At 66.9% G+C, this 12,618-nt stretch carries 10 protein-coding genes; 8 read left to right on the top strand and 2 right to left on the bottom strand.

What is annotated here, in order from left to right; all coding sequences use genetic code 11:
* Nucleotides 1–77 precede the first annotated feature (77 nt).
* The 5 genes from EJC49_RS06735 to EJC49_RS06715 all read left to right on the top strand — a co-directional run bounded on the left by EJC49_RS06735 (nt 78) and on the right by EJC49_RS06715 (nt 5,724).
* Nucleotides 78–1,676, top strand: coding sequence for an ABC transporter substrate-binding protein (locus EJC49_RS06735; protein WP_245453301.1), 1,599 nt, complete (start codon nt 78–80; stop codon nt 1,674–1,676).
* Between the two features lie 71 nt (nt 1,677–1,747).
* On the top strand, nt 1,748–2,731 hold the full coding sequence (locus EJC49_RS06730; protein WP_126698697.1) for an ABC transporter permease: 984 nt from the start codon (nt 1,748–1,750) through the stop codon (nt 2,729–2,731).
* Nucleotides 2,732–2,741: 10 nt separating this feature from the next.
* On the top strand, nt 2,742–3,656 hold the full coding sequence (locus EJC49_RS06725; protein WP_126698696.1) for an ABC transporter permease: 915 nt from the start codon (nt 2,742–2,744) through the stop codon (nt 3,654–3,656).
* Between the two features lie 2 nt (nt 3,657–3,658).
* Nucleotides 3,659–4,711 carry an ABC transporter ATP-binding protein gene (locus EJC49_RS06720; protein ID WP_126698695.1) on the top strand — a complete coding sequence of 351 codons (1,053 nt, stop codon included), beginning with the start codon at nt 3,659–3,661 and terminating at the stop codon, nt 4,709–4,711.
* Complete coding sequence (locus EJC49_RS06715; RefSeq protein WP_126698694.1) at nt 4,708–5,724, top strand: ABC transporter ATP-binding protein; 1,017 nt, start codon at nt 4,708–4,710, stop codon at nt 5,722–5,724. Before EJC49_RS06720 ends, EJC49_RS06715 begins: the two co-directional genes overlap by 4 nt.
* Before the next feature lie 57 nt (nt 5,725–5,781).
* On the opposite strand, the gene EJC49_RS06710 is transcribed toward EJC49_RS06715, so the two are convergent.
* Entirely contained in the window at nt 5,782–6,525 is a 744-nt protein-coding gene (locus tag EJC49_RS06710) for an SDR family oxidoreductase (RefSeq protein WP_126698693.1), read from the bottom strand.
* Nucleotides 6,526–6,631: 106 nt separating this feature from the next.
* Here EJC49_RS06710 and EJC49_RS06705 point away from each other — a divergent pair, with 106 nt between their 5' ends.
* Nucleotides 6,632–7,558 (top strand): AraC family transcriptional regulator, encoded by a 927-nt coding sequence (locus EJC49_RS06705; protein ID WP_126698692.1) that lies wholly within the window; start codon nt 6,632–6,634, stop codon nt 7,556–7,558.
* 32 nt (nt 7,559–7,590) lie between these two features.
* On the opposite strand, the gene EJC49_RS06700 is transcribed toward EJC49_RS06705, so the two are convergent.
* Nucleotides 7,591–8,646, bottom strand: a complete 1,056-nt coding sequence (locus EJC49_RS06700; protein WP_126698691.1) for an MBL fold metallo-hydrolase — start codon at nt 8,644–8,646, stop codon at nt 7,591–7,593.
* 251 nt (nt 8,647–8,897) lie between these two features.
* On the opposite strand from EJC49_RS06700, the gene EJC49_RS06695 reads away from it, so the two are divergent.
* Together EJC49_RS06695 and EJC49_RS06690 are read left to right on the top strand one after the other, a co-directional pair.
* Complete coding sequence (locus EJC49_RS06695; RefSeq protein ID WP_126698690.1) at nt 8,898–10,052, top strand: 2Fe-2S iron-sulfur cluster-binding protein; 1,155 nt, start codon at nt 8,898–8,900, stop codon at nt 10,050–10,052.
* Nucleotides 10,052–12,421 (top strand): mechanosensitive ion channel family protein, encoded by a 2,370-nt coding sequence (locus EJC49_RS06690; protein WP_126698689.1) that lies wholly within the window; start codon nt 10,052–10,054, stop codon nt 12,419–12,421. The genes EJC49_RS06695 and EJC49_RS06690 overlap by 1 nt, the downstream gene beginning before the upstream one ends.
* The last annotated feature ends 197 nt before the right edge of the window (nt 12,422–12,618 follow it).

Raw genomic sequence — 12,618 nt, 5'->3', positions numbered from 1 at the left:
CTTTCTCGGATAGTACGTCCTTGGGCACGACGGACCGCGCAGAACGACGGTCGGTGCCACATATGGGAGTTTTCTTGATGATCGCACGATTCCGTACGAACGGCCTTTCCATGCCCGGTCGCAGCCTGTTGCTGGCCGCGGCCGCGAGCCTGCTTCTCGGCTCCGCGGCGCATGCCGAGACGCTGCGCTGGGCCCGCGTGGGCGACGCGCTGACGCTCGATCCGCACTCGGCCAACGAAGGACCGACCTCCACCCTGCTGCACCACATCTACGAGACGCTGGTCGAGCGCGGCCTGGACGGCAGCCTTCAGCCGCGGCTGGCGACCGAGTGGTCGATCCATGCCGATGACCCGACGGTCTGGGTGTTCAAGCTGCGCGAGGGCGTGAAATTCCACGACGGCGCCGACTTCACCGCCGAGGACGTCGTGGCGAGCGTGACCCGCGTCACCTCCGAAACCTCCGACTTCAAGGGCCTGCACGCCGCCGTCGCTGGCGCCGAGGCGATCGACGACTACACCGTGCACATCAAGACCAACGGTCCGTCGCCGCTCTACGTCCAGAACCTGACCAACTTCTTCATCATGGACAAGGGCTGGATCGAGGCCAATGGCGTCGAGAACCCGCAGGATTTCAAGGCCGGCGAGGAAAAGTACACCGTCCGCAACACCAACGGAACCGGCCCCTACGTACTGGAAAGCCGTGACCCCGAGGTGCGCACCGTCCTGAAGCTCAACGAGAACCATTGGGCCGAGAAGCCGGCGGTCACCGAGATCATCTACACGCCGATCAAGGAGGCCGCGACCCGCGTCGCCGCGCTGCTGTCGGGCGAGGTCGACTTCGTGCAGGACGTGCCGGTGCAGGACATCGCCCGCCTGCAGGAGACGCAGAGCGTCGCCGTGACGACCGGCCCCGAGAACCGGACCATCTTCTTCTCCTACGACATGACGTCCGACAGCCTGATCTCGCTGGCCGGCGACAACCCGTTCAAGAAGCCGGAAGTGCGCGAGGCCATGGCTCTCGCGCTTGATCGCGATGCGATCAAGACCGTCGTCATGCGCGGCCAGTCCGTGCCCGGCGCGCAGAACGTTCCGCCCTTCGCCAACGGCTATGATGCCGAGCTCGACGCCTACGGCGCCCCGGACTACGACAAGGCCAAGGCCCTGCTCGCCGAGGCCGGCTATCCGGACGGCTTCTCGGTCGACTTTCACTGCCCGAACGACCGCTACCTGAACGACGAGGCGATCTGCCAGGCTTTCGTCGGCATGCTCGGCCGCATCGGCGTGAAGGCCAATCTCGTCAGCCAGTCGCGGACCGTCCACTTCCCGGCGATCCAGAACCTGCAGGTCGACTTCTACCTGCTCGGCTGGGGCGTGCCGCCCTTCGACAGCCAGTATGTCTTCGACTTCCTCGTCCACAGCCGGGAAGACGCGCGCGGCGGCTGGAACGGCTCGCGCTACTCGAACCCGGAGGTGGACGCCAAGATCAAGTCGCTGGCGACCGAGACCGACCTCGAGAAGCGTGACGCCACGATTGCCGAGATCTGGAAGCAGGTCCAGGATGACCGCGTGTTCCTGATGGTTCACAATCAGGTGCTGGCCTACGCAACCAAGGCCAACATCGAGATCGCCGTGCACCCGGAAAACCAGCCGAGCATGACCAACGTCACGTTCAAGTAGGCTGGAACTGACGTGCGGCCCGCGCCGGAGCTGAAGCTTCCGGCGCGGGACCGCCTGCCCCGGGGACTGGCATGATCGCCTACATCCTGCGCCGGCTCTTCCAGTCCATCGTCGTGATGCTGGTGGTCGGCCTCGTTTCATTTTCACTCTTCCGCTATGTCGGCGATCCCGTCGCCACCATGATGGGTCAGGAAGCCTCCGTGGCCGACCGCGCGGAGCTGCGCGAGCGGCTGGGCCTCGACGATCCCTTCTTCGTGCAGTTCGCGAACTATCTCGGACGGGCGGCGAGCGGCAATTTCGGCATTTCCTATCGCCTGCAGCAGCCGGTGATGGAACTCATCCTGTCGCGGCTTCCCGCCACGCTGGAGCTGGCCTTCGTGTCCGGCATCCTGGCATTCGTGGTCGGCGTGTCCTTCGGCGTCTACACCGCCCTGAACCGCAGCGGCATGCTGTCCAGTTCCATCATGACGCTGTCGTTGATCGGGGTGTCGCTGCCCACCTTCCTGATCGGCATTCTGCTGATCTGGCTCTTTGCGGTCGAGTTGCGCTGGCTTCCCTCGTTCGGTCGCGGGGAGACCGTGCGCCTAGGCTACTGGACCACGGGCTTCCTCACGCCGTCCGGGCGCGCGAGCCTCATCCTGCCGGCCATCACGCTCGGTCTCTACCAGATGACGCTGATCATGCGCCTCGTACGCGCCGAGATGCTGGAGGTGCTGCGCTCCGACTACATCAAGTTCGCCCGCGCCCGAGGCCTGTCCAACCGCGCGATCCATTTCGGCCATGCGCTCAAGAACACCATGGTGCCCGTCGTGACCATCGCCGGTCTCCAGCTCGGCTCCATCATCGCCTTCGCCATCATCACCGAGACGGTGTTCCAGTGGCCGGGCGTCGGCGCCTTGTTCATCAATTCCGTCCAGTTCGTCGACATCCCGGTGATGGCGGCCTACCTGATGCTGATCGCCCTGATCTTCGTCGTGATCAATCTGGTGGTCGACCTGCTCTACTACGCCATCGATCCGCGCCTGCGGATCGAGCAGTCCGGCGCACGGCACTGAGGGGGCGAGCATGAACCGTTTTGCCCGCATCTGGGACAGCGACGTCGCCTGGAGCTTCCGCCATTCACCCGTGGCCATGGCCGCGGCCTTCATGGCGTTGCTGATCGTTCTGGCCGCGGCGCTCGCGCCGCTGATCGCGCCCTACGATCCCTTCAATCCGGCGACCCTGAACCTCATGGACGGCTTCACGCCGCCCATGGAGCCCAACATGATCTCCGGCAACGTCTACTGGCTGGGCACCGACAATCAGGGACGCGACATATTCTCGACCATTCTCTATGGCGCGCGCATCTCGATCTTCGTCGGCTTTTCGGCCGTCGTCTTCGCCATGGTCCTCGGCATCGGTCTTGGCCTTACCGCCGGTTGGCGCGGCGGCTGGGTCGACAGTGCACTGATGCGCATCGCCGACATCCAGCTTTCCTTTCCCTCGATCCTCATCGCCCTCCTGATCTTCGGCATCGCGCGCGGCCTCATCCCGCCATCGATGCGCGAGGATCTGGCGATCTGGGTCCTGATCGTTTCGATCGGCCTGGCGGACTGGGTGCAGTTCGCCCGCGTGGTCCGCGGCGCCACGCTGGTGGAGAAGAACAAGGAGTATATCCAGGCGGCGCGGGTCATCGGCGTCCGCCCCGTGCGCATGGTGCTGGGCCACATCCTGCCCAACGTCATGGGGCCGGTGCTGGTCATCGCCACGATCAGCCTGGCGCTCGCCATCATCGCCGAAGCCACGCTGTCGTTCCTTGGCGTCGGCGTGCCGCCAACCCAGCCTTCGCTCGGAACGTTGATCCGCATCGGCCAGGGTTTCCTGTTCTCCGGCGAATGGTGGATCCTGCTGTTTCCCTCGATCACCCTGCTCGCGCTCGCCCTGTCGGTCAATCTGCTTGGCGACTGGCTGCGCGACGCGCTCAATCCGAAGCTGAGGTAGGCATGACCGAGCCCGTCCTCTCCGTTCGCAACCTCATCGTCGAGTTTCCCACCCGCCGCGGCGTGCTCAGGGCCATCGACGATCTCTCCTTCGACATCGCACCCGGCGAGGTGCTGGGCGTGGTGGGCGAATCCGGCGCCGGCAAGTCGCTCACCGGGGCCGCCATCATCGGCCTCCTGGAGCCGCCGGGCCGCGTCGCCGGCGGCGAGATCCGGCTCGCCGGCGAACGCATCGACAATCTCTCGCCCGAGCGCATGCGCACCATTCGCGGCAAGCGCATCGGCATGATCTTCCAGGACCCGCTGACCAGCCTGAACCCGCTCTACCGCATCGGCGATCAGCTGACCGAAACGATCCTGACGCACGAGCCCATCTCGGCGCGCGCGGCACGGGACAAGGCGCTGCGCCTGCTGGAGGAGGTGGGAATCCCCGCCGCCGAGACGCGTCTGTCGGCCTATCCGCATCAGTTTTCCGGCGGCATGCGCCAGCGGGTGGTGATCGCGCTGGCGCTCGCCGTCGACCCGCAACTCGTCATCGCCGACGAGCCCACGACGGCGCTCGACGTGTCGGTGCAGGCCCAGATCATCGCCCTCCTGAAGCGCATCTGCGCGGATCGCGGCGCGTCGGTCATGCTGATCACGCATGATATGGGCGTCATTGCCGAAACGGCCGACCGCGTCTGCGTGCTTTATGCCGGACGGCTCGCCGAGATCGGCCCCGTCCGCGATGTCGTGAAACGTCCCCAGCATCCCTATGCCAGCGGTCTGATGGCGGCCATTCCATCGCTTGCCGGCGACCCCGACGAGAAACTGGCGCAGATTCCCGGCTCGATGCCGCGTCTCGGCGCCATTCCGCGCGGCTGCGCGTTCAATCCGCGTTGCGGCTACGCCTTCGACCGTTGCCGCACGGAACGCCCCGACGCCTATCCGGCGGGCGCCAGCCAGGCCGCCTGCTTCCTGCATGACGCCGCATCCGCCCTGCCGCCGGAAGTGGCCGGCCGCGCCGCCGAGGCCGGTATCCAGGTCGCGCGCGTGCCGGCGGAGGCACGACCATGACCGACGCCGCCCGGAACGGGGAGCCCGCCCCGCCACTGGTCGAGGTGAAGGGACTGCGCCGGGTCTTCGACCTGTCGAAGCCACTGCTCAACCGCCTGCTCGAAGGCGGCGGGCGCGTGTCGCTGACTGCGGTCGACGGCGTCGATTTTTCCATCAGGCGCGGCGAAACCTTCGCGCTGGTCGGCGAATCCGGGTCGGGCAAGTCCACCATCGCCAAGATGGCGGTGGGCTTGCTGCGGCCTTCGGCCGGATCGGTCACCATCGACGGTATCGACGTGGCGGGCAAGGCGTCCGCCGACACGCAGCGCCGCATGCGTCGTCGCATCCAGATGATCTTCCAGGATCCCTATGCCAGTCTGAACCCGCGCTGGCGCGTGCACGCCATCGTCGAGGAGCCCATCAAGGCCTTCGGGATGCTGCCCGACGCGAAGGAACGCGCCGCGCGCGTCGGCGAACTCCTGTCGCTCGTCGGTCTCGACCCGCGTGACGGCCAGAAGTTTCCGCACGAGTTCTCCGGCGGCCAGCGCCAGCGCATCGCGATCGCCCGCGCGCTGGCGTCGGAGCCGAACTTCATCGTCTGCGACGAACCGACCTCGGCACTCGACGTGTCGGTGCAGGCGCAGGTGCTCAACCTTCTGCGCGAGTTGCAGGATCGGCTCGGCCTGACCTACCTTTTCATCAGTCACAACCTTGCCGTCGTTCGCCACGTCGCCACCCGGGTCGGCGTGCTCTATCTGGGGCGGCTCGTCGAGGAAGCCCCGGCGCGCGAGCTCTTCTCCGACCCGAAGCACCCCTACACGCGCATGCTGCTCGACGCGGTGCCCGACATCGAGATGGAGGGCAAGGAGCGGCTGACGATCGCAGGCGAGATCCCCAATCCCGTCAACCCGCCCTCCGGTTGCCACTTCAATCCCCGTTGTCCCTTCGTGATGCCGCACTGCAAGACGGTGGTTCCGCCGGTGCTCGACAGGGGCAACGCGCGGGTGCGGTGCCACCTCTTCGCCGAGGGGTAGTGGGTCCGGCACCGGCCGGCAGGCCTCTCGCCCCGCCTGCGTCCGGTGCGGTTGCCTTCATGCAGCCCGGGCAAGCGCCACGGCGTCCGCACCCGCCGGGAACCGCAGCGTCCCGGTGCCGTCTCCGACGGCCGCCCACACCGCTTCGGCAACGTCGCTTTCCCGCGTGGTCAGGGCCGGCTGCGCGAAGCCGGCAAAGATCGGGCCGGCAAAACCGGCATAGGTGTCCGGAATGAGATCCTCGACCCGGACGGATGTGTTCTGGGCGAACCGGGTCGTCGGGGCATAGCCGGGTTCGACCAGCTTGGCGCGAATGTCGAAATGCGCGAGTTCGTGGGCCAGAGAACCGGTGAACCCCTCGATGGCCTGCTTGCTGGCCGTATAGGCCGCGGCCAGCGGCATCGAGGCCAGGGTGACGCTGGACGTCACGTTGACGATGACGCCTGATCGGCGCTCGCGCATCTGCGGAATGACGGCCTGCGTCATGGCCATGACGCCGAAGGTGTTGGTGTCGAACACCTTGCGGATATGCGACATCGGCGTCGCCTCGAAGGCGCCGACGACGCCAATCCCGGCATTGTTGACGAGGACGTCGATCGGGCCGGCGGCCTTGATCACCTGCGCGATGCTGTCCTCGTCGGTCACGTCGAGCGGGAGAATGCGCAGGTTTTCCGCATGCGGCAGGATGCCATCGCGAGGGGTACGCATGGTGGCGATGACATTCCACCCCCTCGAGAGAAAGTGGCGGGCGGTCTCGAGCCCGTAACCTGACGAGCAGCCGGTGATCAGGATGGTCTGCATGGTGCGTCTCCGTGGATGTTTGGGTTGGTGATGCAGCGAGACTAGCGGAGAGCGACAGGACGATATATAACTCATCGTCCCGATTTCATTTGCAATCGTCCTGTTCATGATTGATCCGCTTTCAGACATCCTCAACCTGCTCCGTCCTCGGGCGGTCTTCACGAAGGGCATCAGCGGCGCGGGTCGCTGGGGCGTCCGCTATGCGGATTTCGGCCATCCCAGCTTTGCCGTCGTCATCGAAGGGTCCTGTCGACTGGCCGTCGACGGTCAAAGGGAACTGGTTCTGCAAGCGGGTGATTTCGTCTTGCTGCCGACCACGCCGGGCTTCACCATGTCCGGCTTCGACCCGGTGGTTCCGGTGCTCATCGATCCCCATGCAGCCGCGAACGCCACGGGGGAGGTTCGGCATGGACGGCAGGACGGCCCGCCAGGCGTTCGCATTCTGGGCGGGTATTTCCTCTTCGACAACGACGATTCCGGCCTGCTCGTGTCACTTTTGCCCGGACAGGTTCACGTCCGGGGCGTCGAGAGACTGGCAGTCCTGGTGAAGTTGCTGATCGAGGAGGCGACGGCGGCGCGATCGGGACGCGATCTGTTGCTCAACCGGCTCGTTGAGATCCTGCTCGTCGAAGCGTTGCGGCTGACGCAGGAGCCGAAGGCGCCCCCGGGGCTGCTTCGCGGTCTGGCCGATCCGCGATTGGCCGATGCGATCCGTCGGATCCATGCCGATCCGTCGCATCCGTGGACGACGGCTCGGCTGGCGAAGGAGGCAGCGCTTTCCCGCTCCGCATTCTTCGAACGGTTCACGCGCAGTGTCCGCGTGACGCCGATGGAATATCTGCTGGCCTGGCGCATGGCGCTGGCAAAGGACTTTCTGCGCCGCAATGAGGTCGACATGACCGAAATCGCCGAACGGGTCGGATACGGTTCGGCGAGCACGTTCAGCACCGCCTTCAGTCGTCACGTCGGACAGCCGCCCGGTCGTTATGCTCGCAGCCGGGGCCGCTCTGGGGTCGATGCGATTTCGGTGTAACCTGCCTAGCCGCTCCGGTCGCCCGTGCTCCTCTACGCGATCACCGCCCGCAGCATTGGCGCCCGGGGATCTTCCCAGGCCAGTTGCCCGCGCCGAAGCATGTAGTTCACGTGGGCATGCACCTCCGAAAAGGCGAATGAAAGCTGGTGCGGGTCGAGCGGGCGGGGGAAGATGGCCGGCAGGAGTTCGGCCACCGAGCCAGGCCCTTTCGCGCAGGCCTCGGCGAGGCGCTCGCAGCGCTCCTCGTGGTGCGCGATCAGTTCCGCACAGCGCGCGTTCAAGCCGAAAAACGGCAGCTGATGGCCGGGCAGCACCAGCGCGTCGGCCGGGATGCGGTCGCGGATGGCGTTGAGCGAGCGGATGTAGAGGCCGAGCGGATCCCCTTCCGGGTCGACCGCCCAGACACTGATGTTGGGCGTGATCTTCGCCAGCACCTGGTCGGCGGCGAGGAAGACGTTGTCGTCGGGGGCGTGGAGCATGATCTGCTCGGGCGCATGGCCGTCGCCCGAGAGCACGTCGAAGCGGCGTCCGCCGATCACCAGCGTGTCGCCCGCCACCAGGCGGCCAAAGCTCATTGGCAGCGGCGTCACCATGCGCAGATAGCCATGGCCTTGCGTGGAAACGATCGCGGCGGTCTCCTCGCTCATGCCGTGGCGCAGGTAGAAGTCGCGGTAGGGCTTCGCCTCCATCGCGCCGGGGCTGAGCGAGATGTTGATGCAGCCGAGATAGGCCGTCTGGCTGGTCAGCAGTGGAATGTCGAAGCGCTCGCACAGCCAGCCGGCCAGTCCGATGTGGTCGGGATGGTAGTGGGTGACGATGAGCCGGGTGAGCCGGCGCCCCGCGAGCGGCCCCGCCACCAGCGCGTCCCACACCTCGCGGGTCGGCTGGTTGGAAATGCCTGTGTCGACCACGGCCCAGCCGTCGCCGTCCTCGATCAGGAAGATGTTGACGTGGTCGAGCCGGAAGGGCAGCGGAATGCGGGTCCACAGGATGCCTGGTGCGATTTCGACGACCTCCCCCGTGGGGGGCGGCGCGGCATGCGGGAAGGACAGGCCGGACTGCGGAATCGAGGCTGTGCGCCCGGGCATCGTGTCGTTCGGCAATGAACTGTCTCTCGCTACAGGAAGGATGGCCCCCGGTCGGTATCCGGCAAACAGCGGCACCGCCTGCCGGATCGTGCCGTCCGATTAGACCCTGCCTGCCGGCTTGGCAAGAATGGGCCGCCGGCAACCGCTGCTCCAGCGCGCCTGGATTTCCAGGTTGCTTTCGATTTCTTGCCGTTCCAGCTGCACGACATTGCGGCTAAGGTCGATCGGGTCGGCATGGAGCGCGGGGGCGCATGGTCAGGGCAGTCAGAATCGTTTCGGGGCTGGTGCTGTTCACCTACGTGGCGATGCACCTCGTCAACGTCGCCTTCGGCCTGAGTTCCATTGAAGCGATGGACGCCGCCCGGCCCTACTTCATGGGTCTGTGGACGAACCCGCTCGGGAGCCTGGTCTTGATGGCCGCCTTCCTGGCGCATTTCTCGCTCGGTCTCGCCGCGATCTACCAGCGCAACACGCTGCGGATGTCGCGGACCGACGCGGTACAGATCCTGGCCAGTCTCCTGGTCGTGCCGTTGCTGACCCCGCATGTCGTCGGCACCGCGCTCGCGGCCCGGTACGGGATCGCTCCCAGTTTCGCGTCGCTGATCCCCTATTTCTGGATCTGGGCGCCGGAGGAAGGTCTTCGGCAGGTGCTGCTGCTGGCCTTCCTCTGGATTCACGGCTGCGTGGGCGTGTTCACCTGGGCGCGCGTCCAGCCCTGGTGGAGCAGGGCCGGCGCGTTTCTGCACCCGTTCGCCGTCGCCATTCCCGTGCTGGCTTTGCTCGGCTTCGTCAGCGCCGGCAACGAGGCGATCAGGGCGCTGGACGCCGAGCCCGCCATCGCCGCCGACACGGCCTCGCAGGCCGACGCCTATGCGATGGACGAAGGCGAAACCGAATACGCCGCGCCGGCGGGCGAACAACGCTCCCGCGGCGAAATTCTTGCGATCCTCAGCCGCGTCAACTGGACCGTCTTCAGCCTCTACCTCGTCGTCGTCTCGGCGGTGCTGGTCGCTCGGCGGGTGCGGCTTGCCGGCGATCGCAACACCGTGCGCATCGCCTTCGCCGAAGGGCCCGACGTCACGGCGCCCGCCGGATTGAGCGTGCTGGAGATCGCCGAGCAGCGCAATGTCGCGATCGCGCATCTGTGCCGCGGACGCGCTCGCTGCGGCACGTGCCGCGTGCGCCTCGCCGGCGGAGACGCCACGCTGCCGCACCCGACCCACGAGGAGGCGCAGACGCTGGCCCGCGTCGGCGCCGCGCCGGGCGAGCGCCTGGCCTGCCAGCTTCGGCCCGGGCCGGGAACGCTCGTGGTGGAACGGGTTCTGGCGCCCTACGTCCGTCCGGGCGACCTGCACCGGACGCATCCCGCCCCTTTGCCGGCGCCAGCGGAAGGAAATGCGGCGTGATGCTGGTCCGTCTTGCAGCCTTGCTCCTGGCGCTCATGCTTCATCCGGGCTTCGCCTCGGCGCAAGTTCCCCCCCACCTCGCGCAGGGCGCGCAGACGACATCGACCGAAACGGCCGCTCCTGCTCCCTCGGCCAACGACGTCCAGGACCTGCTGCGCATCCTTGGCGATCAGCGTGTCGTGGACTGGCTAAGAAGCGCTGCGGCGGCGGCGGCGCACACGACGGTCGACGAGGAAGGCTCCACGCTCCGGGCGGCCATCCAGCACCGCCTCGCCGCGGCGCGGCAACGCATGGGCGAACTCACCCAGGCCTGGTCCAGCTTTCCGCTCGTTCCGTCGGTGCTCGCCGAAGCTTGGCGTTCGCAACTGTCGCCGGCCGAGGCGCTGCGCAGCCTCACCTACGTCATCATCTTCCTGTTCGTGGGCGGCGGGCTGGAATGGCTGTTCTGGCAATACTTCCACCCCACGCTGGTCCGGATCGAGCACACGGTCCCGACGACGCTGATGCGACGGCTCTCGGCCGCCGGTGCGCGCCTCTTCCTGCAGGCGCTGGCCATCGCCATCTTCTCGATCGGCAGCGTCGGCGCCTTTCTCGCCTTCGCCTGGCCGGGCTTTCTCGAAAGGCTGGTGGTCAACCTCCTGCTCGGCGTCATCGCCGTGCGCGCGCTCGCCACCCTGTCGCGCTTTCTGCTGGCGCCGGTTTTCCCCGCCCTCAGGCTGGTGCCGCTCGACGACCGCCTGGCGCCGAAGCTTCATCGATGGAACGTCTTCGTCGCCATGGTCTTCGTCGCCTCGCTGCTGATCTCCGACACCTTGGACGTGCTGGCGCCCACGGCGTCCGATGCGGCGCAGGCCCGAAGCGCGGCGCTGGCCGTCTCGGTCGGTCTCGGCGCCACGACCGCGCTGGCCGTGCTGGCGATGATCTGGTCGATGACGCCCAGGATCATGCGCGACGCCGCCGCGCCGCGCTTCGCCCTCGGCCGGCTGGAGCCCGTCGCGTTCCGGCTCCTTCCCGTGGCGCAGTCGCTGGTCGTGATCATCGCGCTCTTGCTCTGGATATCCGGCGCGCGGGAACTGATGTGGACGGTGCTGATTGTCGGCCTCTTCGTTCCGGTGACGATGCTTTCCCGCGTGATGATCGACCACTTTTTCGACCGGGCGGAAGAAGCGGCCGCGGCCGAGGACCATCGCCGCGACGCCGAGGCGCAGGCCCATGACGCAACCGCCGCTCTCGCCGCCCCGGGCCCTGCCCCGGGCGTCGCCGACGATGCAACGGCGCCCGCGCACGCATCGCCGCCATCGGCACTCGTCACCGGGCCCGGCGCCGAACGATATGCGATGTACCGGCCGATCGTTCGTCGTCTGGTCCGGTTTCTCCTGGCCATCGCAACGCTCTTTGCGCTCGCCGCGGCGTGGAGCACCGACATCTTCGTCCTGGCGGAAACGCCAACGCTTGCGGGCCGCATCGCCAAGGTTGCCATCAATGTCGTGGCGGTTCTGCTCCTAGCCGACCTGATCTGGGTTTGGGCCCGCACGGCGATCGACCGCCACCTCGCCGGCTATGTGGCGCCACCGCCCGGCGAGGCGCCCGGACCGGAAGCGCGCATGGCGACGCTGCTGCCGCTGATGCGCAACATCCTGCTGGTGACCATCCTGGTGATCGGCGGTCTCACCATGCTGTCCTCGATCGGCGTCAACATCGCGCCGCTGCTCGCCGGTGCCGGCATCGTCGGCGTGGCCGTCGGCTTCGGAACCCAGTCGCTGGTGCGCGACATCGTCTCGGGCATCTTCTTCCTGGTGGATGATGCTTTCCGTGTCGGGGAATATGTCGAGATCGGAAACCTGCGCGGCACCGTCGAGTCCATGTCGCTTCGCTCGATGCGGGTGCGCCATCATCGCGGCGCCGTGCACACGATCCCCTTTGGCGAACTGAAGTCGCTGACCAACTACAGCCGTGACTGGGTGATTCTGAAGCTGGAATTCCGCGTGCCCTTCGAGACCGACCTGAAGCTGGTCAAGAAACTGGTCAAGCAGGTCGGAGCCGAACTGCAGGCGGACCCCAATTATGGCCACTATTTCCTGGAGCCCCTGAAGTCGCAGGGCGTCCGCCGGATGGAGGAATTCAACATGGTGGTCGGCGTCAAGTTCATGGCGCGGCCCGGCGCGCAATGGGTCATCCGTCGCGACGCCTACCACAAGTTGCGCGACGCTTTCGAGAAGAACGGCATCCACTTCGCCCAGCGAAACGTCAAGGTGGAGGTCCTGTCCGACCAGCCGCTGCCCGAGCAGGTGCGCGAGGCGGTGGCCGGTGCCGCCCACGCCGCGATAGAGAGCCGGGCTCGTCACGCGCCCGTGCGCGACGAGCCGTGAAATATGAAGGTTCCGCGACTTTGCGCTTTGGGACTTGATTTCGTCGCGGCGAGCGTGAATGTTCGCCTTGCTGTTGGTCGCTGGCCCGCCGATCGTGAGTGCGACGGACCGAGGGAACCGTGAATGGCTGTCCCGTCTCGGAGGGGGCGAGCGAGGAAACAGGCGCAGCTGGCGTCGTCGTGGTCCTTGTTCGGCAC

It is taken from the genome of Aquibium carbonis, from assembly GCF_003970795.1.
GTDB lineage: Bacteria > Pseudomonadota > Alphaproteobacteria > Rhizobiales > Rhizobiaceae > Aquibium > Aquibium carbonis.
Note: the sequence above shows the minus strand (reverse complement) of the source record. Positions and strands in the feature narration are given on the sequence as shown.

Coding starts and splice junctions, on each gene's coding strand:
- EJC49_RS06690 (WP_126698689.1), top strand. CDS start 10,052: ATGCTGGTCCGTCTTGCAGCCTTGCTCCTGGCGCTCATGCTTCATCCG.
- EJC49_RS06705 (WP_126698692.1), top strand. CDS start 6,632: ATGATTGATCCGCTTTCAGACATCCTCAACCTGCTCCGTCCTCGGGCG.
- EJC49_RS06710 (WP_126698693.1), bottom strand. CDS start 6,525: ATGCAGACCATCCTGATCACCGGCTGCTCGTCAGGTTACGGGCTCGAG.
- EJC49_RS06700 (WP_126698691.1), bottom strand. CDS start 8,646: ATGCCCGGGCGCACAGCCTCGATTCCGCAGTCCGGCCTGTCCTTCCCG.
- EJC49_RS06720 (WP_126698695.1), top strand. CDS start 3,659: ATGACCGAGCCCGTCCTCTCCGTTCGCAACCTCATCGTCGAGTTTCCC.
- EJC49_RS06715 (WP_126698694.1), top strand. CDS start 4,708: ATGACCGACGCCGCCCGGAACGGGGAGCCCGCCCCGCCACTGGTCGAG.
- EJC49_RS06695 (WP_126698690.1), top strand. CDS start 8,898: ATGGTCAGGGCAGTCAGAATCGTTTCGGGGCTGGTGCTGTTCACCTAC.
- EJC49_RS06730 (WP_126698697.1), top strand. CDS start 1,748: ATGATCGCCTACATCCTGCGCCGGCTCTTCCAGTCCATCGTCGTGATG.
- EJC49_RS06725 (WP_126698696.1), top strand. CDS start 2,742: ATGAACCGTTTTGCCCGCATCTGGGACAGCGACGTCGCCTGGAGCTTC.
- EJC49_RS06735 (WP_245453301.1), top strand. CDS start 78: ATGATCGCACGATTCCGTACGAACGGCCTTTCCATGCCCGGTCGCAGC.